This window comes from Streptomyces jeddahensis, from assembly GCF_001642995.1.
Classification (GTDB): Bacteria; Actinomycetota; Actinomycetes; order Streptomycetales; family Streptomycetaceae; genus Streptomyces; species Streptomyces jeddahensis.
In genome coordinates this window covers 1-23,933 of record NZ_LOHS01000074.1, presented here as the reverse complement: position 1 = coordinate 23,933, position 23,933 = coordinate 1, and the positions used below count along the sequence as shown (strand labels likewise).

Sequence of the window (23,933 nt, the reverse complement as noted above, 5' to 3'; positions counted from 1 at the left end):
GTCGACAGGCGGCTGTCGGCGGCCTGTCCGTTCCGGGGGCTGCCGCTCCCAGACCCCATAAATCAGCCCCTCCGGCGCTTGAGGAGCGGGGTCCGGGGCGGCGCCCCGGGGACGGGACGGGTAGGGGCGGCGGGGGCGACACAAAAGGGGCAGCCCGCCGACGGGGGAAGATCGACGGGCTGCCTGGTACCGCAGTGGCTCAGTGGACGGAGTGCTCCTCGAGCGGGAACGTCCCGCCGACGACGTCCTCGGCGTACGCCTTCGCCGCGTCACCGATGACGGACCGCAGATCCGCGTACTGCTTCACGAACCGCGGCATCTTCCCGCCGGTCAGACCGAGCATGTCGGTCCACACCAGCACCTGCGCGTCGCACTCCGGACCGGCGCCGATGCCGACGGTCGGGATGTGCAGGCTCCGGGTGACCTCGGCCGCCAGCTCGGCCGGGACCAGCTCCAGCACGACCGCGAACGCGCCCGCGTCCTGCACGGCCTTGGCGTCGCGCAGCAGCTGCTGGGCGGCCTCCTCGCCGCGGCCCTGGACGCGGTAGCCCATGGCGTTGACGGACTGCGGGGTCAGCCCGATGTGCGCCATGACCGGGATGCCGGACTCGACCAGCAGCTCGATCTGGCGGTGCGAGCGCTCGCCGCCCTCCAGCTTCACGGCGCCGACCCCGGCATCCTTGATCAGCCGGGTCGCGCTGCGCAGCGCCTGTACAGGGCCCTCCTGGTACGAACCGAAGGGCAGGTCGGCGACGATCAGCGCACGGTTCGTGCCGCGCACGACGGCCGCGGAGAGCATCGTCATCTCGTCGAGGGTGACGGGCACGGTGGTCTCGTACCCCAGGTGGCAGTTGCCGGCCGAGTCGCCGACGAGCAGGACCGGGATGCCGGCCTCGTCGAAGACGGACGCGGTCATCGCGTCGTATGCGGTGAGCATCGGCCACTTCTCGCCGCGCTCCTTGGCGGCGGCGATGTCGCGCACGGTGATACGGCGAGTGCCCTTGCCCCCGTACAGCGCCTTGCTGCTGTCGGACGTGCGGCCAGTGTCCTGGCCAGGCTTCTGGGCAGCCGAAAGCTGCGTCATTGCAACGGCTCCTTCTGTCATCTCGAGGCGCCCTGACGGCGTCCCCGGACCACGTCCATGGTGGCACTACGTGCCGCCCGACGGCTAGACGGCCCCCTCATCCGGTCGTCGGCGGCCCGCACTCCCAGGGTTGCGTAAGGCCTCCGTAAAGTCTTTCCAATACGAGACGGTCTCGTATCGAATTGCGTCTACGCTCACCGCCATGACCTCTCCTGCCGTCCCGGGCCCCCGGATACCGGAAGCCGTCCACCGGCGCCGCTGGGCGATTCTGGGCGTCCTCATGCTGAGCCTGCTGATCGTGGTGCTCGACAACTCGATCCTCAACGTCGCCATCAAGACCATCTCCACGCCGGCGCCCACCGGCCTCGGCGCCACGCAGGGCGAGCTCGAGTGGGCCATCAACGCCTACACGCTGGTCTTCGCAGGCCTGCTGTTCACCGCCGGCCTGCTGGGCGACCGGCTCGGCCGGAAGAAGGTCCTGCTCTCCGGTCTGGCGGTCTTCGGCATCGCCTCGGCGCTCGCCGCCCAGTCCGGGTCGCCGGGGCAGCTCATCGCCTTCCGTGCCGTGATGGGCCTCGGCGCCGCCTTCGTGATGCCCGCCACGCTGGCCGTCCTCATGAACGTCTTCGAACGCGACGAGCAGCCGAAGGCCATCGGCATCTGGGCCGGCGGCGTCGGCCTCGCCATCGCCATCGGCCCCATCACCGGCGGCGTGCTCCTGGACCACTTCTGGTGGGGCTCGGTCTTCCTGATCAACGTGCCGATCGTGATCCTCGCGCTCGGGCTGATGCTGTGGCTGGTGCCCGACTCCCGCGACCCGAACCCCGGCCGCATCGACCCCGTCGGCGTCGTGCTCTCCGTCATCGGGCTCGTCCTGCTCGTGTACGGCATCATCAAGGGCGGCCAGCTCGCCGACTTCACCGACCCCGCCGTGCTGTCGACCATCGCCGCGGGTCTCGCCGTGCTCGTCGCCTTCGTCCTCTTCGAGAAGCGCAGCGACCATCCGTCCATCGACGTCACGTACTTCAGGAACAAGGTCTTCTCGGCCGCCATCGCCGTCATCGCGCTGGTCTTCTTCGCGCTGATGGGTGTGACCTTCTTCTCGGTCTTCTACACCCAGAGCGTGCGCGGCTACTCGCCCCTGCAGACCGGTCTGCTGATGCTGCCGCTGGCCGCCGCGCAGATGATCTTCGCGCCCCGGGCCCGGCTGGTCGTCGACCGTTTCGGCAACAAGGCCACGACCACCGGGGGCATGCTGGTCATCGCGGCGACGCTGGCCGCGTTCGCCACGCTGGAGGCCGACACGCCGATCTGGATCCTCGAGGTGATCTTCTTCCTCATGGGCGCCGGTATGGCGCACATCATGACGCCGACCAGCGTCGTCATCATGCAGGCCCTGCCGCGCGAGAAGGCCGGCTCCGCCTCCGCGCTCAGCAACACCTTCCGCCAGGTCGGCGGCGCCCTCGGCATCGCCGTGCTCGGCTCGGTGCTGTCGACGGCGTACCGCAACGGCATCGAGGACAAGCTCGGCCTGCTCCCGGCCGCCGCCCGTCACACCGCGGGCGAATCCATCGAGGCCACCCTGGGCGTCGCCGCGAAGCTCGGGCCCGAGGGCAAGGCCCTGATCGCCCCGGCCAACGACGCCTTCCTGCACGCCATGCACCTCACGGCCCTGTGCGGGGCGGGCGTTGCGTTGATCGGTGCGGTCGTGGTGGGCCTGTTCCTGCCGGGACGCGCCCCGGCAACGCAGAAGGAGGACGAGGAGAACGAGCTGGTGGCCGTGGAGAACTGACGCCGGGTCGGGGTGCTCCCCCATTGCCTTAAGGGCATGTTAGGGACCCCCAGTGCCCGCGCACCCCGGCCTCCCGGACGCCCTGCCCCGGCAGCAGGGAGAATCGGGAGCGGCGACGGCACAACGAAAGGGCGGAGTACAGGTGGACCTCGCGGACCGGCACGAGCAGCGGCGGGGCCGCCCCCGCAGCGAGGCGGTGGAGCGCGCCATCATCGAGGGCGTCGTCGCACTCGTGGAGCAAGGCGTGCCGCTCGCCGAGGTTTCCATCGAACGGGTGGCACGCACCGCCGGCGTCGGGAAGGCCACCATCTACCGCCGCTGGAGCGGCAGGGAGGAACTCTTCTGCGACGTCCTGCGCGCCGTGCAGCCCGAAGACCCCGAGCCGACTGGTGAGTCCATGCGCGACGACCTGATCGCCCTCCTGGAGTCGATGCGCCTCCGCGGCCTCGCGAACCGGTCGTCGGCGCTGCTGCACAACGTCCTCGCCCAGATGAAGAGCCAGCCGAGGGTCTGGGCGGCGTACCACGCCACGGTGATAGAGCCGCGGCGCAGGGCCACGCTCGAGGTGCTGCGCCGGGGCGTGGAGAACGGCGAGCTCCGCGACGACGTCGACCTCGAGCTCGTCAGCGACCTGTTCACGGGCCCGATGCTCGTACGGTCCGTGATGCGGCCCGACGCCGAGCTGGAGGCGGACCTGCCGGAGCAGATCGTCGACAGCGTGCTGCGGGGCCTGCGCCCGTGACGTGAGCCGTGCTCAGGCCGGCTCTGTGAACGTACGTGAGCGGATGTGAGCGTTTCGTCACAGAGAGCGGTTGCGATTCGCGCATCCGGAACCTCGTAAGCAGACTTGTTCGTCATCGCGCCCGTACGGCCGTCAGTGACGGCAGGGAACGACTCCGTTCATCGCCTAGGGTCTTGAGGCGGGGGAACGGTGTGCACGGCAGGCAGTGAGGCGACGGTATGGCGCAGGCGTACAAGACGGAGACGGGTAGCGGCGGCTCGGGCCCCGAGCGCCAGGGGTCCCCGCTTCGGCGCCTGGCGGACCGCTGGCGGGGCGGCATCTGGCGGCGCGGCCTCATCCTCGCGGCCTTCGCGGTCGTCCTCGCGCTGGTGATGCTCTTTCACGCGCAGATCCCCAACACGGTCGGCAACCTCGGCAGCCTCACGGAGACGTTCCTGCCCTGGCTCGGCCTTCTCGTGCCGCTGATGCTCGTCCTGGCGCTGGTCCGCCGCTCGGCCACCGCGCTGATCGCCGTGCTGGTGCCGGCGTTCGTCTGGCTCAACCTGTTCGGCGGGCTGCTCACCGACAAGGCCGGCACCGGCGGCGACCTGACCGTCGCCACCCACAACGTCAACGCGGAGAACGCGGACCCGTCCGGCACCGCCCGCGCCGTCGCCGCCTCCGGCGCGGACGTCGTGGCGCTCGAGGAGCTCACGGACTCCGCGGTGCCGGTCTACGAGAAGGCGCTGGCGGGGACGTACAAGTACCACGCCGTCGGCGGCACCGTCGGGCTGTGGAGCAAGTACCCGCTGAGCGACACCGAGCCGGTCGACATCAAGCTCGGCTGGACGCGGGCCCTGCGTACGACGGTCACCACGCCGGAGGGCGAGGTCGCCTTCTACGTCGCGCACCTGCCCTCGGTCCGGGTCAAGGCCGACGCCGGGTTCACCGCCAGCCAGCGCGACAAGAGCGCGGACGCGCTGGGCGAGGCCATCGCCGACGAGAAGCTGAAGCGGGTTGTCCTGCTCGGCGACCTCAACGGCACCATGAACGACCGCGCATTGCGGGCGGTCACCTCGCAGATGCGCTCCACGCAGGGCGCGTCGGGCGACGGCATGGGTTTCAGCTGGCCGGCGTCGTTCCCGATGGCCCGGATCGACCAGATCATGGTGAAGGGCGTGGAGCCGGAGTCGTCGTGGTCCCTGCCGCAGACGGGCAGCGACCACCTGCCGGTCGCGGCCCGGATCGAGCTCTGAACCCGGCCTTCGCCCCGCTTTCGCCCTGGTCGGGCCGTTACGCAACCCCTGCTTAACCGACCGGAATACTGAGCCTGAGAGACTTTGTTCCGTACTTGAACATACGAAAGTCCCTCCCGCTCTGTGAAAGGTCCCGCCCCCCTCATGCCTCTGGCCCTGCTCGCCCTCGCCGTGGGCGCCTTCGGTATCGGCACCACCGAGTTCGTGATCATGGGCCTGCTGCCCAACGTCGCGGACGACCTGCACATATCCATCCCCACCGCCGGCCACCTGGTCTCCGCGTACGCGCTCGGCGTCGTCATCGGCGCCCCGCTGCTCGCCGCGGTCACCGCCCGGCTGCCCCGCCGGCACGTCCTCATCGGCCTGATGGTCCTCTTCGTCGCGGGCAACGCGCTGTCCGCCGCGGCCCCCGACTACCACTGGCTGCTCGCCGCCCGCCTCCTCAGCGGGCTGCCGCACGGCGCGTTCTTCGGCGTCGGCGCGGTCGTCGCCGCGGGCCTGGCCGCCCCCGAGCGCAAGGCCCGCTCCGTCTCGCTGATGTTCCTCGGCCTCACCGTCGCCAACATCGCGGGCGTGCCCGCCGCCACGCTCATGGGCCAGCACTTCGGCTGGCGCGCCACGTTCCTCGCGGTCAGCGCGATCGGCATCGCGGCCATCGCGGCGCTGGCCCTGCTCGTTCCCGCGGACCGCGGCCACACCACGTCCACCGGCCTGCGCGGCGAACTCGGCGCCCTCGGCTCGCTCCCGGTCTGGCTCGCGCTCGGCACGACCGTCGCGGGCTTCGGCGCGCTCTTCGCCGCGTACAGCTACATCACGCCCATGCTCACCGGCACCGCCGGGTACTCCGAGTCCAGCGTGACGCTGCTCCTCGCCCTCTTCGGCGTCGGATCCACGGTCGGCAACCTGCTCGGTGGCCGGCTCGCCGACCACTCGCTGCGGCGCACGCTCTTCGGCGGCCTCACGGCGCTCATGGCCGTGCTCGCGCTCTTCCCCGTCCTCATGCGCACCGAGTGGAGCGCGGCGCTGGCCGTGATCCTGCTCGGCACGGCGGCCTTCGTCACCGGGTCTCCGCTGCAGCTGATGGTGATGGAGAAGGCCGCGGCCGCGCCTTCTCTGGCCTCGTCGGCCAACCAGGCCGCGTTCAACCTTGCGAATGCGGGTGGGGCCTGGATCGGCGGGGTCGCCCTCGCCGCGGGCTTCGGGCTGACCTCGCCTGCGGTGGCCGGAGCCGGGCTCGCGGCGCTCGGCCTCGGTGTCGCGATGCTCGCGTACGGGGTGGACCGGCGGCGCGCCGCCGCGATGCCCGCCTCCGCGGGCCGTCTGGTCGCGGGCCATGTCCCGCACCGCCAGGAGGCGGCCCGCCGCTGAACCTGGGCCGGGGCCTGGCCCCGGCCGCTGGTAGTGGTCCAGGCCGCACTCGCCCTTGGCGATCTGGAAGCACTCCTCCACCTGCCATCGCGCCCCGCGGTCTTGACCAGGTCCTGCCGGCGTTAGGTCACAGGCAACAGCAGACGTAGCCGCATTTAGTTTCAAATGAGACCGTATCGAATAAATAGATGGCTGTAACGTGGCCTCATGACCGCCGACGTTCCTCACAGAACCACCGTCTCGCGTGTGACCGACCGCCCCGGGGATGCCTCGCCTTTCGCTCTCGGCTTGCTGCTGCGCCGGGCGCACTGGCGTGCGGCCGCGGTGATGGAGGAAGCGCTTCGGCCGCTCGGCATCGAGTTGCGGCATTTTGCCGTGCTGATCGTGCTGGTCGACCGCGGGGCCACGGTGCAGCGGGACTTGGTGGCGGCGACGGGGTCGGACAAGGCGGGAATCATGCGGGTCGTGGACGACCTGGAGCGTAAGGGGCTGGCCGTACGCAAGGCAGTTCCGGGGGACCGGCGGGTGCGGGCTGTGGACATCACGCCTCAGGGCATCGAGCTTTTCGATGCAGCCCATGTGGCGGCGACGCCGCTGGCTGAGCGTCTGGTTGCCGAACTGGGGCCCGGAGAGCCCGAGCAGCTGATGGATCTGCTGACCCGGTTTGCCCATCCCGCAGACGGTGAGGCGTAAGCGCGCCCGCACGACGGTTGCCTGCCGCGTGGGCGCCCTTCGTCTCATGCGGCCTTCGCGGCGAACCCGGCCTTGAGAGCTGAGGCCATCGTCGCTACGCGGCCAGAACGCCACCGTCACCGTCGAAGAGGGTGCAGGCGACGAGGACGCCGTGTGATGTCCTGGGTCGAGGCGTCACACGGCGTCTATGGCCCGGGGTTACGCGGCGAGGCGCTCCGCGAGTTCCTTGGCCTTGGTGGTCGCGTCCTCGAAGGCGCGCTCGCGGGAGGCCTCGTAGAGGGGGACCAGTTCAGCCATGGCCGGGTTGCGGGGGGCCATGGTGAGTTCCGGGACGATGAAGTCGAGGTCCAGGCCGAGGGTGCGCTCGAGGACGGCCTCCAGGTAGTTCTGCACGAACTCGAAACCCTGGCGCGGGGTGCCCGGCGCGTACGAGCCGCCGCGGCTGGCGATGACGGTGACCGGGGTGCCCTGGGCGGAGGGGCTCTCGCCAGCGGTGCGACCGAGCAGGAGCACGTTGTCCAGCCACGCCTTGAGGGTGGACGGGATCGAGAAGTTGTGCATGGGGGCGCCGATCAGGACGGCGTCCGCCTGCTCCAGCTCCTCGATGAGCTTCTCGCGCTCGGCGAACGCGGCCGTCTGCTCCGGGGTGCGCTCGGACGGGGCCGTGTAACCGGCGGACCAGGCGTCAGCGGTGATGTGCGGGACGGGGTTGGCGGCGAGGTCGCGGTAGATCACCGTGCCCTCCGGATGCTGCTCCTCCCAAGCCTTGCGGAAGGCGGCCGCGACCGAACGGGACGAGGACGCCTCGCCGGGGAGCACGGACGAGTCGATGTGCAGCAGCGTAGCCATGGGTTTCTCCAGAAGAGCGGTGCCCGAGGCGGGGAACCAAGGGCTGAGGATTCGTACTCGACGATAGTTAAGCACGAGATGGTATTGAATGATACCGTCGCGGGTGTAACGATAGTAGGTGCGTCGAGCGCATGGGAGCAGGCGATCATGGACGTCTATGAGGCCGTCACGAGCCGACGGGCGGTGCGCGGATTCACCGACCGGCATGTCCCGAGGGAGGTGCTGGAGCGCGTACTGTCCGCCGCGGCTTGGGCGCCGTCCGCATCGAACCTCCAGCCGTGGCACGCCTACGTGCTGACCGGCGGGCCGCTGGCCGAGCTCAAGAAGCTCGCTGGCGAGCGCGTGGCCGCAGGCGACCCCTGGGACGAGCCGGAGTACGAGCAGTACCCGCCCGCACTGAAGTCCCCGTACCGCGAACGCCGATCCGCTTTCGGCGAGCAGCGCTACGGCGCACTCGGTATTCCGCGCGAGGACCTGGAGGCGCGCCAGAGGGCCGCTTCCGCGAACTGGGACTGCTTCGGCGCACCCGCCGCCCTGTTCTGCTACATCGACCGCGACATGGGCCCGGCCCAATGGTCCGACGTCGGCATGTATCTGCAGACCGTCATGCTGCTGCTCCGCGCCGAAGGGCTGCACACTTGCGCGCAGATGGCATGGGCGAAGTATCGCAAGACCGTCGCGGAGGTCCTGTCACCCCCGGACGAGCTCATCCTCTTCTGCGGCATGTCGATCGGGTTCGAGGACGTCACGGTGGGTTACACCCGTACGGGCCGGGCGCCGCTCGACGAGACAGTCACGTTCGTCGAGGGTTAGCTAATGGCTAGTGGTCAACCCACGTCACGAATCGCCGGGCCATTCCGTCCGCCCTGCTGAATGGGAAAGGTCCTCGCCTCCTCCGTACGGCGCGAGCCGGCACATCTGCCGGAGGGGACCGATCCACGCTGTCCGGTCGGGCGGCTCCGTAGACCGCTACGCACCCATGGAGGCTTCACCATGTCGAACAATGAGCCGACGAGCGCAGAGCAGGGACCACGGTCCGAAGCATGGAAGACGGCGCTGACCATGCTGCAGACGGCACAGCCGCCCTCCATCCCGGAGGGGGCCGAGGCGATGACCGTCCTCATCGAATATCCCCCGGGCGACCCGGGCACCCCTCCACACCGGCACTCCGGTCCCGCATTCGGATACATGCTCGAGGGCGAGATGCTCTTCGAGCTCGAAGGTGAGCCGGAGCGCGTGATCAAGGCCGGAGAGACGTTCTGGGAGCCGGGCGGCGACGTCATCCACTATCAGGACGGGAACAACCGAACCGATTCCTGGAGCCGTTTCCTCGTGACGATGTTGTGCGCGCCGGGTCAGCCCATGCTGACCCTGGTCGACGACGAGGAGCTGGCCCAGCGCAAGGACCGGCGGGCTCCGCGCCCTGCCTGACCGCGGCGGTGCCGTCCGCCCGCGAACCGCGGGTCGGCCTGCGTCACGGTCAAGAAGAAATCTCCGTTTTGCCGGAATGTGAAATGAAGAACGGGTGCCGGCTCCTCTTCGGATTCGCTGCCGACGTCCTTTCCCTCCTCAGTGCGCCATCGAGGCTCCAGAGAGTCCCACGGTGGTGCGCGACGAAAGGTGACCCATGAAGTTCGCAGTCATCGGCGGTACCGGCCTGATCGGATCGAAGGTCGTGGAGAAGCTGAACGCGGCCGGCCACGAGGCGGTGCCGCACTCGCAGTCCACAGGGGTCGACGTGATCACCGGCCAGGGTCTGGAGGAGGCGGTGGCCGGTGCCGACGTCGTCGTCAACCTGACGAACTCCCCGACCTTCGACGACGCCTCTCCGGCGTTCTTCCAGACCTCCATGGACAACCTCCTGGCCGCCGGCCAGAAGGGCGGGGTGGGGCACGTCGTCATCCTGTCGATCGTCGGCGCGGAACAGGTGCCCCAGCTCGACTACTACCGGGCCAAGGTCCTCCAGGAAGACATCCTCAAGGCCGGGCCGATCCCGTACTCGATCGTCCGCGCCACCCAGTTCATGGAGTTCGTCGACGCGGTCCTGTCCTGGACCACCGAGGGCGACACCGTCCGCCTGCCTGCTACTCCGATCCAGCCGATCGCCGCGCAGGACGTCGCCGACGCCGTCGCCGAAGTCGCTGCCGGCACCCCGCTGAACGGCACCCTCAACATCGGCGGGCCCGACGTCTTCACCCTCGACGAACTCGGCCGGGTCACCCTGAACGCGCGTTCTGATGGCCGCACCGTCGTCACCGACGACGCCGCCGGCATGTTCGCCGCCGTCCGCGGCGACGTCCTCACCACCAAGGGTGACGCCCGCATCGCCCCCACCCACTACGCCGACTGGCTTTCCTGACCGCCAAGGGCGGGGCACCCACCTCCGGAAAAGGTGGTGCCCTTGTCCGCTGCACCAGCGGACAAGGGCACCAAACACCCGCGTGCCCGAGGCGTCAGCCGGACTCGCGCCAGCGGTTCGTGATCGGCAGCCGCCGGTCCTTCCCGAACACCTTCGCCGAGATCTTCGTACCCGGCGGGTACTGCCGCCGCTTGTACTCCGCCGTGTCCACCAGCCGCAGCGTCCTCGTCACCAGCTCCCGGTCGAACCCGGCCGCCACGATGGCGTCGGCCCCCTGGTCCCGGTCCACGTACAGCTCCAGGATCGCGTCCAGCACCGGATAGTCCGGCAGCGAGTCCGTGTCGACCTGCCCCGGCCGCAGCTCCGCGCTCGGCGGCTTGGTGATCGAGTTCTCGGGGATGGGCGGCGTCTCGCCCCGCTCGGCCGCGGCCCGGTTGCGCCAGTTCGCGAGCCGGAAGATCGACGTCTTGTACACGTCCTTGATCGGCCCGTACGCGCCCACCGAGTCCCCGTACAGCGTCGAGTACCCCACCGCCAGCTCGGACTTGTTGCCCGGCGCGAGCACGATGTGGCCCTCCTGGTTGGAGATCGCCATCAGCATCGTGCCGCGCAGCCGCGACTGGAGGTTCTCCTCGGCGAGCCCGGTCAGCCCCAGCTCACCCATGTACGCATCGAACATCGGCTCGATCGGCACGGTGCGGAAGTGCAGCCCGGTCCGCCGCGCCAGCTCGGCCGCGTCGCCCTTGGAGTGGTCCGACGAGTACTTCGACGGCATCGCGACGCCGTACACGTTGTCCGAGCCCAGCGCGTCGCACGCGATGGCGGCGGTGAGCGCCGAGTCGATGCCGCCCGAGAGCCCGATCAGCACGGTCTTGAAGCCGTTCTTCGCGACATACGCGCGCAGGCCCACGACCAGCGCCGAGTAGACCTCCTCGTCGTCGTCGAGCCGGTCCGCGTACCCGCCGGCGAACTCCGGCTCGTACGCGGCAATGGGCTCGGACGAGATCGTCAGGTGGTCGATGCGCAGCCCGTCGTCCACGAGGCCGGACGGCGGCTCGGGGCTCGCGGCCGGCAGATCGAGGTCGAGGACGACGCACCCCTCAGCGAACTGGGGCGCACGCGCCACGACCTCGCCGTCCCTGTCGACCACGATCGAGTCGCCGTCGAAGACCAGCTCGTCCTGGCCGCCGATCATCGCCAGATAGGCCGTGGTGCAGCCGGCCTCCTGGGCGCGCTTGCGCACCAGCTCGAGGCGCGTGTCGTCCTTGTTCTGCTCGTACGGCGAGGCGTTGATGGAGATCAGCAGCCCGGCCCCGGCCGTGCGCGTCGCCGGGACGCGGCCGCCTTCCTGCCAGAGGTCCTCGCAGATGGCGAGGGCGACGTCGACGCCGTGCACCCGTATGACCGGCATGGTGTCGCCGGGTACGAAGTAGCGGAACTCGTCGAAGACGCCGTAGTTGGGGAGGTGGTGCTTGGCGAAGGTGAGCGCGACCCGGCCGCCGTGCAGCACGGCGGCGGCGTTCTGCGGGGCGCCGGCGGGCTGCCCGAACTTGGGCTGCGCGGTCTCGCACCGGTCGAGATAGCCGACGATCACCGGCAGCTCCCCGAACCCCTCGTCGGCGAGGCGCGCGGCGAGCGCGTGCAGGGCGCTCCGGGACGCCTCGACGAACGACGGGCGCAGGGCCAGGTCCTCGACGGGGTAGCCGGTCAGGACCATCTCGGGGAACGCGACGAGATGCGCCCCCTGTTCGGCGGAGTGCCGGGTCCAGCGGACGATCGACTCGGCGTTCCCGGCGAGATCGCCGACGGTCGAGTCGATCTGATTCAGGGCGAGGCGAAGTTGAGGCACGCAGTCAGTGTAATCGTCAGAGCGACACGATGTAGGGGGCGCCGGGTGTGGGACGCCCCACGACCGCGGGCGGGCAGCCGGGGTGGCGGGGCGCACGGCCGGGGCGCTGCTGCCGGGCGCCCCGAACACACGTCAGCGAGGTGACGCCGCCGTCACTTGAGGTAGCCGAGGTTGGTCATCATGCCGGACTCGGAGTGGTACTGGTTGTGGCAGTGGAGCATCCACAGGCCCGGATTGTCCGCGTCGAAGTCCATGACCAGCTTGCGGTGCGGCAGCACCGGGGCCGTGTCCTTGCGCGCGCCGATCGAGTCGATGCCGGCCAGGGCGAAGGTGTGGCCGTGCAGATGGATCGGGTGCCACATGTCGGTGGCGTTGATGACCGTGAGCCGGATCCGGTCGCCGAAGCGGATCGGGTGGCGCTGGCTCAAGCGGTAGGGAGTGTGGTCGAAGGACCAGTTGAACTTCCGCATGTTCCCGGTCAGCCGAAGGCGCAGCTCGTGGTCCGGTTTGCGCCGGGAGAGGGCCACGGACTCGTCCGGCACCAGGCGTCTGGCGGGCACCAGCTTCCGGTTCAGCTCCGAGGGGCGCACGCCGTACTTCGGAGCGGTCCCGCCGCCGGTGCGCAGGAGGGCCAGCGCCGCGTCCTTCTTGCCCTCGGCAAGGGCGACCAGCGGGAACACCCCGTCCTTGGCGGTGATGCACACGTCGTACCGCTCGGCCATGCCGATCAGCAGCGCGTCCGTCTTCGTGTGCCGGACCGGGTAGCCGTCCGTGTGGGTCACGGTCATCTCGTGGCCGCCGAGCGACACCCGGAAGGCGGTCTCGCCTCCGGCGTTGATGATCCGCAGCCGGATGCGGTCGCCGGGGCGCGCCCGGAACTCCGAAGGCGCCGTGGGCAGGCGTCCGTTGATCAGGTAGAAGGGGTAGTTCACGGCGCCGCCCATGCCGTGCAGCAGCCTGCTGTGGCTGCCCCTGAGGACGCGGGAGGGCCCGGCGGACTTCTTGCGGTCCGAGGATTCATGGCCTGATCCGTGGCGGGAGTGGTCGTCGCCGCCCTCCCCGCCCATGTCCATGCCGCCGCCCAACTGGGCGAGCACACCGTCCGGAGTGGAGCCGTCCACGCCGTCCACCCAGTCGTCGATGACGACGACCCACTCCCTGTCGTAGGACAGGGATTCCTTGGGGTCCTCCACGATCAGCGGCGCGTACAGGCCCCGGTCCAGTTGCATGCCCGAGTGCGAGTGCAGCCAGTACGTGCCCGGGTGCTCGACCGCGAAGCGGTAGAGGAAGTCCTCACCAGGCTTGATGGGGCGCTGGGTGAGGTCCGGGACGCCGTCCATGTCGCACCGCAGGCGAATGCCGTGCGAGTGCAGCGTCGTCGACTCGGGCAGGTGGTTGGCGAGGGAGATCTCCAGGATGTCGCCGGCGGTGCACCGGACCTCCTTGCCCGGCAGCGAGTCGCCGTACGCCCACGACGTGACGGTTCGGCCGCCCAGGTCGATGGGGGTACGGGTGGCCGTGAGCTCCACCCTGTGGACCGAGCCGCCTCCGCGCTTCTTCTCGGCAGCCAGGACCTCCGGACCGCTCGGTTCCACGTATCCCTTGGGTCCTCTGGGGACGAAGGGCTCGATGATCTGTCCGCCGGGGCCGAGGCCGCCGTCCGGGAGGGAACCGGAGCGCGGGCCGGAACGGGAGCGGGAGCCCGAGTCGGAACATGCGGCCAGGAGGCCCGAGCCGGCGACGGCGATCGATGCACCGAGCACGGTGCGCCGCGTGTGTGTACGCATGACTGAATGACACCTATTCGTGGGGGTGCGTATGAGGTGCGTAGAGCAGTGGAGGACCGGCGCGTCTGCTGCTTCCCCTGCACCGCCCCGGACGCGGCGCTGAGGCGGCCGCTGCGTACGCGGACTTCGTACGCGGGACGGGGTAGGGCGAAGCAGCCGGTACGCCGGCCTGGATGCGCAGCACCGACAGACGGGAGACGAGGCCCGGCGTGGGGGCGGTTCAGGCCGCGGCGCGTGTGGCAGCCGCGTGCCCGGTGCCGCCGGCCGTCAGCAGCAGGAGCGTGACGCTCCCAGCGTGGCCGTGCATATGGAGAGAGGGGCTCTGCCCGGGATCATGAACGCGGGCACGCGCGCGTGGCCTCGCGCACCGCGCCCGCCCGCCCTCGCGTACGCCTGCGCACGGTCTGGCGTAACACGGTCTGGCGTGTGCGTCGTCGATCGGCCGCGGCGGCCGGGGAGGCCGCCGGGCAGCGCGTCACACGTCAGCCGCAACGGCAGCAGCTGCTCGGCTGCTGCCGCACGCGCGCGTGGCGCACTGCTCCCGGTCGTCATGAGCCGCACACTATCCTCGCCCCGCGGCCATGGCCTGTCGGCCTACGCCGACCGGGCCGATTTTGGGCTGATCTTGGGAGTGGTGCACCCGGACAGCAGGGCGCCCGCCCCCCGAGAGGGGGACGGGCGCCGGTGACCGCCAGCCCGGCGGGAGCCGGGCGGCGCGGATCAGTAGCCGTACGAGTACACGTATCCGGGCCCCGGAGTGCCGACCCCCGTCACGTCGTCATAGCCGCGTACGGCCGTCAGCGAGCTGTCCTTGCCGAGGCTGCGCACCGACGTGAGCAGCCCGTCGGCCGCGTCGAAGCTGTTGGCGAAGTCGACACGGGCCACGGCGAGGTCGCGTCCCGTGGGGCGGTCGGTCACGTCGTGGTAGACCGGCGAGCCGTAGCGGGCGTAGATCGCCGGGTTGGCGAACCCGATCGGCCCGCCGCCGTGTGCCTGCCGCGCCTGCTGCGCCAGCGCCTGCACGCCCGCGATCACCGGGGCCGCCAGCGAGGTGCCGCCGATGCGGTACTCGTCGTACTTCAGCGAGCCGTCCGGGAACGTCTGCGTCTGGCCGACCAGGAAGCCCGTGTTGGGGTCGGCGACCGCCGCGATGTCCGGGACGGTCCGCATCCGGGCCGAGCCGTTCGCCTCGGCGAGCGAGTCCGGTACGACTCCGCGCTGGTAGAACGGCTGGTGCACGGTCCGGCTGGTGCCGCCGCCCGCGCCCGACGTGAACGCGCCGGGGAAGTCCGTCCAGCTCTTGCCGTCCGCGGACAGCATGGCCTTCTCGGTGCCCCAGCCGGTCTCCCACTGGTACGTGTCGCCCTTGCCGACGGCCAGCGAGGTGCCGCCGACCGCCGTCACCCACGCCGAGTTCGCCGGCACGTCGACCTGCTTGGTGCCGGTGTTCGCGACCTCGTCGCCGTTGTCGCCGGACGAGAAGTAGAAGCCGATGCCCTCGACCGCGCCCAGCTTGAAGATCTGGTCGTAGGCGGCGGCGAGGGACGGCGTCTGGTTGGCCTCGATGTCACCCCAAGAGTTGGAGACGATGTCCGCCAGATGCCCGTCCACGATCTTGCCCAGGGAGTCCAGGAGGTCGTCGTCGTAGCAGGACGACGCGCCGACGTAGGTGATGTCGGCGGCGGGCGCGACCGCGTGCACCGCCTCGACGTCGAGGGTCTCCTCGCCGTACCAGCCGGCCGCCCCGCACTCCTCCGTGTGCGTGTACTGGCCGGGCAGCACCTGCGTCAGCTGCCCGCTGCGGTACGCCGCGTCGCCGTTGCGGCTCGCGTACGTGGCCGCGTCCGAGGCGATCGTCGGCGAGGCGTACGCGTCGGTGATGGCGACCTTCACGCCCTTGCCGCTCAGCGTGCCCGCCCCGTACGCGGCACGCAGCTGCTCGCCGGTGTATCCCTTCACGGCGTACGGGATCTTCGTCCCGTAGGCCTCGGGCAGGCTGTCGGCGGTCTTCGACCCGTAGTAGCTCGAGAACGGGCCCGCGTTGTGGAACACCGCGTCAGGGGGCGGGAGTTCGTCGTCGTGCTCCGCCTTGTGCGGGGCGTTGTCGAGGCCGGTGACGGTCAGCACCGCGCCGTTCAACGAGGCCGGGGCGGAGGCGGTGGCCTCGGGCGCCCGGTAGGTCTTGCCGCCCTTGCGGAAGTTGTGCAGCTGGGTGCCGAACGCCTTCTCGGCGGCGGCGACGTCACCGGTGACGGAGACGTAGTGGCGGCTGGTGCCGGTGATCGTCAGACCGGCCGACTTCAGCCAGGACGTGACCTCGGCGACCTGCTGCCCGGTCGCACCGAAGCGCTGCTGCGCCTGCCGGGCGGTCAGGTACTTGCCGTACGAGGCCGACTGCGGGTCGGACACGGCCTTGGCGTACGCGGCCAGGCCGGCCGCGTCGCGCCCGGCGAGATAGACGCGGGCGCTGATCTTGCTGCTGTCCTGTGCGGCACCCTGATCGGCCTTGGCCGTGGCCCACAGCGGCTTGGTGCCCTGGATGGCGTCCCTCGCGCCCGGGTTGGTCGCGGCCTGGGCGGCGGGTATGCCGAGTGCGAGGGCGCCGGCGAGCAGAGGCAGTGTCGCCGCCATGCTCACCCCGGCGCGCACTGCGGCGCGATTGGATCTCATGAAACCCCCTGCGATGCGGTTCGTCGCGTGTCGCGTTGGTGAGCCGTGCGCCCGATGAGGGGCGCACGTGCGTGATCACTCTTGCGATGAACCGTTCATGCCAGGGGAATGGAACGGGCATGGAAGCGCATGGAAGAGCCAAGAAGCCCCCAAGAGGCGCTGGAGGCAAGGGTTTTGGCGGTGACCAGAGGGACGGACTATGACGGACGGACCATGACGGACCGGCTCCGCGCCTGTCGCCTCCGCGGCTTCGCGCCCGTCGCTCGGCGGCTCCGTGCCCGTCGCTCGGCGGCTCCGTGCCCGTCGCTCGGCGGCTCCATGCCCGTCGCTCGGCGGCTCCGTGCCCGTCAGCTCCGCGGCTTCGCGCCCCGCTCCTTCAGCATGTCCGTCATCAGGCCGATCTCCGACTCCTGCGCCTCGACCATGCCCCGCGCAAGCCGCTCCTCCACGCCGACCTCGCACTTCTCCACACAGCCCTCGGCCATGTGGACACCGCCCCGGTGGTGGTCGATCATCAGCTGCAGGTAGAACACCTCGGCCTGCCGGCCGCTGAGCGTCCCGAGTCTCTTCAGCTCGGAGTCGGTCGCCATGCCCGGCATCAGCGCCCCGTCCTCGCCCGATGCCATGTCGCCCATGCCCATCCAGGTCATCGGCGGGTCGGCCGAGACCTTCGGCAGCTCCCACAGGTCGAGCCAGCCCAGGAGCATGCCGCGCTGGTTGGCCTGCGTCTGCGCGATGTCGTACGCGAGCCGCCGCACCTCCTCGTCGTCGGTGCGGTCGCGCACGATGTACGACATCTCGACGGCCTGCTGGTGGTGGACGGCCATGTCCCGGGCGAAGCCCGCGTCCGCGGAGTCCGCCGCCGGGATCGCGGGACCGGCCGGGTCCCCGTCGGCGACCGCGTACGTGATGGCCCCGCCCGCGAGGAGCAGCACCGCCGCGATACCGGCGATCCAGCCCGCGCGCCCGGCGGGGCGGGCGGGCGCCGCAGGACGCGCCGCCGGGCTCACTGGGAGAGGCCGCCGGTGCACGCGGCACCCGGCTCGGGCGTCTGCTCGCCCTGGACGTACGTCTCGAGGAACTTGTCCAGGTTCGGGTCGCTCGCACCGGTCACCGTGCGCTGCTTGCCCCAGGCGCTGAGCATGATCAGGTCCTTCTGGTCCTCGACCGGGCTCATCAGCGTGTACGGGGTCGCCTTGACCTTCTCCGCGAGCGCCTTCACATCGGCCTCGGAGGCCTTGCTGTTGTACGTCACCCAGACGGCGCCGTGCTCCAGCGAGTGCACGGCGTTCTCGTTGGCTATCGCCTTCGTGTAGACGTCGCCGTTGCAGTTCATCCACACCTGGTTGTGGTCGCCGCCCACCGGCGGCGTCATCGGGTAGTCCACGGTCTTGGCGACGTGGTTCTGGGTCAGCTTGGCGCTCCAGGTCTTCACGCCGTCCTCGCCCGTCGTGAAGTGCCCCGCGCTCTTCGACCCGCCCTGCGCCTCGGCCCCCGAATCGCCGGATTCCCTGGATATCGCCCACGCGCCGGCGCCGACGAGCGCCACGACGACGGCCGCGCCCGCCACGATCGCGATCGTGCGGTTCCGGCGGTCGCGGGCGCGCTCGGCTCGGCGCATCTCCGCCACGCGGGCCTTACGGGAGGCGGAGCTGCTGTCGGGAGCGGAACCCATGGTGTGTCCTTCTCGGGGGGAGGGGAGGGCCGGCCGCACGTCGTGCCTGCGGTGCTGGAGGTACTGATGACGTGGTCAGTGTGCTGAAGTGTTCGATGAGGCGCGTTGCGGGCCCTGATCGTAGTGGGAAAGACGGGCGCGGGACAGGCGCCCGACTCGAACAAGATCCCCCTTGTGCTCCACAATGGGACCAGTCCGTGCAGAGCGCCGTGATCGACGCCGTGGCCGGCTCGCTGATCGGCTCCGCGCCGAGCGTCGGTCCGGTCATGACCGGGGGACCGGGGGGTCGGCAACGGGCAGTCAACAGGCACTATGGACACAGAGCGGTACGGCGGTACATCCGCCGGTCGCGGAGCGTTCAGACCAGGTCTGCAACGCGCCCGAAACCGTGTGGTGGGATGCTCATGTGCCCCCGGTGTGCCCGAGCGCGGGAGCAGGCGGCCTGACCAGCAAGGATGGGTGGAAGCGGAAGATGGACAAGCAGCAGGAATTCGTGCTCCGGACCCTGGAGGAGCGCGACATCCGGTTCGTACGCCTGTGGTTCACGGATGTGCTGGGCTTCCTGAAGTCGGTGGCCGTGGCACCGGCCGAGCTGGAGGGCGCCTTCGACGAGGGCATCGGATTCGACGGCTCCGCGATCGAGGGCTTCGCCCGTGTCTACGAGTCGGACATGATCGCCAAGCCGGACCCGTCGACGTTCCAGGTCCTGCCGTGGCGCGCGGAGGCCCCGGGCACCGCCCGTATGTTCTGCGACATTCTCATGCCGGACGGCTCCCCGTCCTTCGCGGACCCGCGCTACGTACTGAAGAGGGCGCTGGCCAAGGCCTCCGACCTGGGCTTCACCTTCTACACACACCCCGAGGTCGAGTTCTTCCTGCTGAAGGACAAGCCGCTGGACGGCTCGCGCCCGACGCCGGCCGACAACTCGGGCTACTTCGACCACACCCCGCAGAACGTCGGCATGGACTTCCGCCGCCAGGCGATCACCATGCTCGAGTCGATGGGCATCTCGGTCGAGTTCTCCCACCACGAGGGCGCGCCGGGCCAGCAGGAGATCGACCTGCGGTACGCCGACGCGCTGTCCACGGCGGACAACATCATGACGTTCCGCCTGGTCATGAAGCAGGTCGCGCTGGAGCAGGGCGTGTACGCGACCTTCATGCCGAAGCCCTTCAGCGAGCACCCCGGCTCCGGCATGCACACGCACCTGTCGCTCTTCGAGGGCGACCGCAACGCGTTCTACGAGTCCGGTGCCGAGTACCAGCTCTCCAAGGTCGGCCGCTCCTTCATCGCGGGCCTGCTGCGGCACGCGGCGGAGACCTCCGCGGTCACCAACCAGTGGGTCAACTCCTACAAGCGCATCTGGGGCGGCTCGGAGCGCACCGCGGGCGCCGGCGGCGAGGCCCCCTCGTACATCTGCTGGGGCCACAACAACCGCTCCGCGCTGGTCCGCGTCCCGATGTACAAGCCCGGCAAGACCGGCTCGGCCCGCATCGAGGTCCGCTCGCTGGACTCCGGCACCAACCCGTACCTGGCGTACGCGGTGCTCCTCGCGGCCGGCCTCAAGGGCATCGAGGAGGGCTACGAGCTCCCGGCGGGCGCCGAGGACGACGTGTGGGCCCTGTCCAACTCCGAGCGCCGCGCCCTGGGCATCGAGCCCCTGCCGCAGAACCTCGGCGAGGCCCTCACGCTGATGGAACGCAGCGACCTGGTCGCCGAGACCCTCGGCGAGCACGTCTTCGACTTCTTCCTCCGCAACAAGCGGCAGGAGTGGGAGGAGTACCGCTCGGAGGTCACGGCGTTCGAGCTGCGGAAGAACCTGCCGGTGCTGTAGGGGCAGGTCAGAGCGGGTTTCCGCCGGAACGATCCTTGGGGCCGACGGTCGCAGACCGCCGGCCCCACTGCTTCCCACAGCCTCTGGGCCGTCTCTGGGCCGTCAGAGTAGATCTCCGACGCCCTGTAGCCACCCGTGGAGCTCGTTACTCCAGGGCGTCCCCGAGATCCAGTTAGCGTGGCCTAGCAGCTAGCTGTATGAGGGCTCGACGTTGGTGACGCTCTCGCGGAGGCGTAGTGCTGGCGGCTTTCCGGCGGCAGCACTATGCGGCCGGTGTGCGTTTGCCGAGGCCGAGCCGGGTCAGGTATCGGCTGACAGTTCGCCGGTCGATCACAAAACCGATACTGACAAGTTCGTCGGTGATCCGTTGCGCGGACCACTTGAGCTCGCGGCGCCAGGACTCGATCTGCTCCATGACCCATGCTGGAGTCGCGTTCGGACTCCGGTGCGGACGCGACGGCCGGTCTTGCAATCCCGCATCACCGTGTAGCCGCCAGCGATTTACCCACTTGCTGGCGCATGCGCGAGAGATACCCATCTCAGCGGCGACGTGGGCGATGGGACGTGTCTGGCACCGCTTCACGAGCCGCCTGGGGCCCTCGACGCTCAGGGGCGCATTCGCGTGGGGCACTCGTCGTCCTCTCGAAGTCAGACGACGGCAGGCGCGACACCTATCGTGCGCGCCTGCCGCATTGCGGCCTTTCAGTCCTGCGGTGCGACGCGGATACGGTTCCCGTCAGGATCGGCTGCGAGGAAGGTCAGCCCGAACCCCGCATCATGAGGCTCGCGCAGGATCGTGACACCCTTGGACTTCCACTGCTCAAAGGTCGCGTTGAGCTCGTCGGGTCCACCGTCAATGGCCAGGCACACCTCACTGGTGCGCGGGACGTCCGGTGACAGATCCTCGAGCTGGCCAGACCACAGACCGAGGTCAGCGCCTGGCCCGAGGTCGAAGGTGATGTATCCCGGAGTCTCGAACGAGGGGCTCATGCCGAGGAGGTCGCCGTAGAAACGAGCTGCGGCGGGAGCGTCGTTCACGTAGACGATGGACACGACGGATCTGGTCATGGTTGTTCCTTCTCACAGGTGGTAGGTACGCATCCACCAGCCTGACCGGGATATGCGCCACATCGTGTCGCAATTCCTGAAAAAATTGGTGTGTGACCCCAGACCGCTTCTTCACCCTGATGCTGCTCCTCAAATCGAGGGATGCCGTGACCACACAGGAACTCGCCTCAGCGCTCGGGGTGTCCCTTCGAACCATCACCCGGGACCTGAACTGGCTCCGCGACGCCGGTCTGCCGGTGACCGCACACCGGGGCCGCCTCGGAGGCGTGACCATGCTGCCCGGAACCGGACTCGACCTCACGCGACTCACGCCGGGCGAGCGTGATCATCTGTCGCTCACCGGGCTGGACGAGAAGCAACGCGCGGAGCTCAACGCATCGGCCGAAAGCCGGCGCGCGCTCGCCAAGATCGCCGCTACACAGCCACGTCGAGTTCATGAGCTCCTGCCGCTCACCGACGTAGTGCACGTGGACAGCCGTCCCTGGCATCAGGCACAAGCTTCCGGCACGACTCCGGCTTCGCTGATCGGCGCAGTGCGGCGAGGCCGCCGGCTACGGATCGAGTACGACAGCCCACGCGAGTCATGCCCACGCGACCTGGTCGTGGACCCTTACGGGCTGTTCGCCAAGGCCGGCATCTGGTACCTCGTCGCCGACTGTGCCCGAGTGCCACGGATGTACCGAGTCGAACGGATCACGACGTGGAAAGAAGTCGACCAGCCACGACGGATCCGCGAGAGCCAGACCCTGGCCACCGTCGCTGCAGCGCTCATTGATCAGTGGGAACACAACCACGCGATAGAGGTCAGCGCCACCATCGACCAGACCCAGATCGAGCGAGCGCAACGGATCTTTGGCCTACGACTCGTCTGGGACGACCATGAAGAATCCGCCACCGGCCGCAAGGTAATAATCCGCTTCCTGCATCTGGAGGACGTGCGAGCACTACTGCCGTTCGGGAGCGCCATCACTGTGCACGGCCCCACCGAAGCCAGGGCTCACCTCCGCGACCTCGCCACCAATCTTGCCCACCACTATGCGCCGTCACCAACGTCCTGACCCGCAACACCTAGTGAGCAGATGCTCGTACGCGCGCAGCGGGACTTCAATGTTGTTCAATGCCGATCTGCTGACGCAGACGAGTGTCTGTTCATGTTGGACTCAAGGTTGTTGTCGGTGAGGGTTCAGCCACCGTGGCCGTACTGTGACCGCAGCCTGCTGGAGATGCCACTCACCTCAGTAGGGGAGAACACGGTGACGTCTGCGCCCTTGGCGTCACGTTTTGGGTGGTTGCTGCGCCGACGCCGATCATCTGAGGTCGCTCCTGCGCCGCACCACTTCCTCCGCAACAAGCGGCAGGAGTGGGAGGAGTACCGCAGCGAGGTCACGGCCTTCGAGCTGCGGAAGAACCTGCCGATGCTGTAAGCGCAGGTCAGCGCGGGTATCCCGCGGAAACGGCACGCAGGGGCGACGGTCGCGAACCGTCGGCCCTGCGGCGTCTTTGGAACCAGTCCCTTCGCCGGCGTCGCATACGCGGTCAGGGGTTCGGATCCATGGCATGCCCGACGAGGCCCGCGGATACGATCTCCCGCGCTCGCAGGACGACGACGGGGGAACATTGTCGTGAGCTCGTACCGCCTACAGGTCGTCAGGCAGGATCCGAAACGCCGGATGCGCGGTGAGCGGACGGATCGCCCGGAAATCCTTCCGGTCGAGGGTGAGCAATGCATCCGTAGCGTATTCGCGTGCCATGACGGTGATGACCGAGTCCGTCAGGTCGAGCGCGAGGTCCCGATACCGGCGCTGGACGAGCCGTGCGTCCGCGAGGATGTCCACGCTCGCGTCGCCGAGGAGATAGCGCCCGTCGCGCGCCTGTATCACGAGCTGGTCCATGACCTGTCCGGCGGCGGCCTTACCGAAGCGGCCGCTCAGCAGATGGTCGAGTTCGGCGAGTACGAGCTGGGGGATGACGAGCAAGCCCGCGGTGTCCATGACGTGACGAGCCGCTTCGTGTTCGGGACAACTGCGGTCGACGGAGGCGATGAGTCCCGACGTGTCGACGATGACGATCACCTACGAGGCCTCACTCCAGTCGCCGGATTCGGTGTTGCGCAGTATGTCGTCGGCACGCTCGGCGAAGGACGGATCGCCGCTGTCGAATACGGGGAGCCCAGCGGGCTCGTCCCACACGCGGTTGCGCGCGATCGCGAGACGGACCCCCTCGCGGATCAGCTCGGCTTCGCTGACTCCCTTGCGTGAGGCCGTGGTCTTAAGCTCGCGGAGGTCCTCGTCCTCGAGGTAGACCGTCGTTCGCTTCAGGCTCATGCTTATATGGTACTCCTGCCATACATCGGGCGCAGATCGCACACGCAGCCGCCCGTGGGCGTCCGGTGTCAGATCGCGTCGCGCAGCGGTCGCGTCTCCCGTACCCGGTACTCCTGGATCGCCCAGCCGTTGCCGTCGGGGTCCTTGAAGTACATGAAGGTGGCACCGTCCTCCGGGGCGTACGCCACCGGGTCGGTGACCTCGAGGCCGCGTTCGACCAGCTCGGCGTGGGCCGCCTTGATGTCGGCGACGCACAGCTGGAGGCCCTGGTACGAGCCGGGTGCGGGTGTCGGGCCGTCCATCGTTTCCCACAGCGTGTCGCTGAGGGCAATCGAGCAGCCGGAGCCGAGTGGCGTGAGCTGAACGATGCGCAGCCCCGGCATGACCTCCTGATCGATGTCGACCGTGAAGCCGAGCTTGTCCCGGTAGAAGTCCCGGGACCGGTCGATGTCGCTGACGGGCAGCGGGATCACTTCGAGCGTGTATTCCATGCGGGATTCTCCTGATCGCTGGTGAGGGAGGTCGGGGCACTCAGTGGGACTGGGGCATTAAGAGGAACTAACAGAAAGAGCTGGTGAGGCCATGTCTTGGCCGCTGCATGTTC

General features: G+C 69.4%; 21 protein-coding genes and 2 pseudogenes. 11 read left to right on the top strand and 12 right to left on the bottom strand.

The annotated features are described in order from the left end of the window. Positions 1-199: 199 nt before the first annotated feature. Positions 200-1,084 carry a 3-methyl-2-oxobutanoate hydroxymethyltransferase gene (gene panB / locus STSP_RS14325; protein WP_067277039.1) on the bottom strand — a complete coding sequence of 295 codons (885 nt, stop codon included), beginning with the start codon at positions 1,082-1,084 and terminating at the stop codon, positions 200-202. A 202-nt stretch (positions 1,085-1,286) separates the two neighbouring features. Here panB and STSP_RS14320 point away from each other — a divergent pair, with 202 nt between their 5' ends. The 5 genes from STSP_RS14320 to STSP_RS14300 all read left to right on the top strand — a co-directional run bounded on the left by STSP_RS14320 (position 1,287) and on the right by STSP_RS14300 (position 6,914). Further along, positions 1,287-2,876, top strand: a complete 1,590-nt coding sequence (locus tag STSP_RS14320; RefSeq protein WP_067277037.1) for an MFS transporter — start codon at positions 1,287-1,289, stop codon at positions 2,874-2,876. Positions 2,877-3,018: 142 nt separating this feature from the next. Beyond that, a complete protein-coding gene (locus STSP_RS14315) occupies positions 3,019-3,618 on the top strand; it encodes a TetR/AcrR family transcriptional regulator (protein WP_067277034.1) in 600 nt (199 codons plus the stop codon). Positions 3,619-3,836: 218 nt separating this feature from the next. Then, positions 3,837-4,853 (top strand): endonuclease/exonuclease/phosphatase family protein, encoded by a 1,017-nt coding sequence (locus tag STSP_RS14310; RefSeq protein WP_067277032.1) that lies wholly within the window; start codon positions 3,837-3,839, stop codon positions 4,851-4,853. A gap of 144 nt (positions 4,854-4,997) precedes the next feature. Then, positions 4,998-6,221: an MFS transporter gene (locus tag STSP_RS14305; RefSeq protein WP_067277031.1), complete on the top strand. Its 1,224-nt coding sequence runs from the start codon at positions 4,998-5,000 to the stop codon at positions 6,219-6,221. 207 nt (positions 6,222-6,428) lie between these two features. After that, positions 6,429-6,914 (top strand): MarR family winged helix-turn-helix transcriptional regulator, encoded by a 486-nt coding sequence (locus STSP_RS14300; RefSeq protein ID WP_067277029.1) that lies wholly within the window; start codon positions 6,429-6,431, stop codon positions 6,912-6,914. A gap of 198 nt (positions 6,915-7,112) precedes the next feature. Here the strand turns inward: STSP_RS14300 and STSP_RS14295 are convergent, their stop codons facing one another. Next, complete coding sequence (locus STSP_RS14295) at positions 7,113-7,763, bottom strand: FMN-dependent NADH-azoreductase (protein ID WP_067277026.1); 651 nt, start codon at positions 7,761-7,763, stop codon at positions 7,113-7,115. Between the two features lie 147 nt (positions 7,764-7,910). On the opposite strand from STSP_RS14295, the gene STSP_RS14290 reads away from it, so the two are divergent. The 3 genes from STSP_RS14290 (at position 7,911) to STSP_RS14280 (ending at position 10,122) form a co-directional block, all read left to right on the top strand. Further along, positions 7,911-8,576: a nitroreductase gene (locus tag STSP_RS14290; protein ID WP_067277024.1), complete on the top strand. Its 666-nt coding sequence runs from the start codon at positions 7,911-7,913 to the stop codon at positions 8,574-8,576. Between the two features lie 180 nt (positions 8,577-8,756). Then, positions 8,757-9,194: a cupin domain-containing protein gene (locus tag STSP_RS14285; protein ID WP_067277022.1), complete on the top strand. Its 438-nt coding sequence runs from the start codon at positions 8,757-8,759 to the stop codon at positions 9,192-9,194. A 196-nt stretch (positions 9,195-9,390) separates the two neighbouring features. Beyond that, positions 9,391-10,122: an SDR family oxidoreductase gene (locus STSP_RS14280; RefSeq protein ID WP_067277019.1), complete on the top strand. Its 732-nt coding sequence runs from the start codon at positions 9,391-9,393 to the stop codon at positions 10,120-10,122. 94 nt (positions 10,123-10,216) lie between these two features. On the opposite strand, the gene STSP_RS14275 is transcribed toward STSP_RS14280, so the two are convergent. The 5 genes from STSP_RS14275 to STSP_RS14255 form a co-directional block, all read right to left on the bottom strand. After that, positions 10,217-11,971 (bottom strand): NAD+ synthase, encoded by a 1,755-nt coding sequence (locus STSP_RS14275; protein ID WP_067277016.1) that lies wholly within the window; start codon positions 11,969-11,971, stop codon positions 10,217-10,219. Positions 11,972-12,123: 152 nt separating this feature from the next. Continuing rightward, the gene (locus STSP_RS14270) at positions 12,124-13,758 is read right to left on the bottom strand and encodes a multicopper oxidase family protein (RefSeq protein ID WP_067277014.1); all 1,635 of its coding nucleotides are present in this window, start codon (positions 13,756-13,758) and stop codon (positions 12,124-12,126) included. 720 nt (positions 13,759-14,478) lie between these two features. After that, positions 14,479-16,428, bottom strand: a complete 1,950-nt coding sequence (locus STSP_RS14265) for a S53 family peptidase (protein WP_067277011.1) — start codon at positions 16,426-16,428, stop codon at positions 14,479-14,481. Between the two features lie 347 nt (positions 16,429-16,775). Continuing rightward, entirely contained in the window at positions 16,776-17,438 is a 663-nt protein-coding gene (locus tag STSP_RS14260; RefSeq protein WP_067277008.1) for a DUF305 domain-containing protein, read from the bottom strand. Next, entirely contained in the window at positions 17,435-18,103 is a 669-nt protein-coding gene (locus STSP_RS14255) for a DUF3105 domain-containing protein (RefSeq protein WP_067277006.1), read from the bottom strand. Before STSP_RS14255 ends, STSP_RS14260 begins: the two co-directional genes overlap by 4 nt. Positions 18,104-18,575: 472 nt before the next feature. Between STSP_RS14255 and STSP_RS14250 the strand changes: the two genes are divergently transcribed. Next, positions 18,576-19,937 carry a glutamine synthetase family protein gene (locus tag STSP_RS14250; RefSeq protein ID WP_067277004.1) on the top strand — a complete coding sequence of 454 codons (1,362 nt, stop codon included), beginning with the start codon at positions 18,576-18,578 and terminating at the stop codon, positions 19,935-19,937. A gap of 277 nt (positions 19,938-20,214) precedes the next feature. Here the strand turns inward: STSP_RS14250 and STSP_RS37040 are convergent. After that, a pseudogene (locus STSP_RS37040) lies at positions 20,215-20,568 on the bottom strand (helix-turn-helix domain-containing protein); the annotation flags it as partial. Between the two features lie 71 nt (positions 20,569-20,639). Continuing rightward, entirely contained in the window at positions 20,640-21,005 is a 366-nt protein-coding gene (locus tag STSP_RS14245) for a VOC family protein (RefSeq protein ID WP_067277002.1), read from the bottom strand. 92 nt (positions 21,006-21,097) lie between these two features. Here STSP_RS14245 and STSP_RS14240 point away from each other — a divergent pair, with 92 nt between their 5' ends. Continuing rightward, on the top strand, positions 21,098-22,063 hold the full coding sequence (locus tag STSP_RS14240; RefSeq protein WP_067276999.1) for a helix-turn-helix transcriptional regulator: 966 nt from the start codon (positions 21,098-21,100) through the stop codon (positions 22,061-22,063). A 279-nt stretch (positions 22,064-22,342) separates the two neighbouring features. After that, positions 22,343-22,429, top strand: a pseudogene (locus tag STSP_RS41195) (glutamine synthetase); the annotation flags it as partial. A gap of 213 nt (positions 22,430-22,642) precedes the next feature. Here the strand turns inward: STSP_RS41195 and STSP_RS14230 are convergent. The 3 genes from STSP_RS14230 to STSP_RS14220 form a co-directional block, all read right to left on the bottom strand. Then, a complete protein-coding gene (locus STSP_RS14230) occupies positions 22,643-23,077 on the bottom strand; it encodes a type II toxin-antitoxin system VapC family toxin (protein ID WP_067276997.1) in 435 nt (144 codons plus the stop codon). Further along, positions 23,078-23,329 (bottom strand): ribbon-helix-helix domain-containing protein, encoded by a 252-nt coding sequence (locus STSP_RS14225; protein WP_067276991.1) that lies wholly within the window; start codon positions 23,327-23,329, stop codon positions 23,078-23,080. A 68-nt stretch (positions 23,330-23,397) separates the two neighbouring features. Continuing rightward, positions 23,398-23,820, bottom strand: coding sequence for a VOC family protein (locus STSP_RS14220; protein ID WP_067276989.1), 423 nt, complete (start codon positions 23,818-23,820; stop codon positions 23,398-23,400). Positions 23,821-23,933 lie beyond the last annotated feature (113 nt).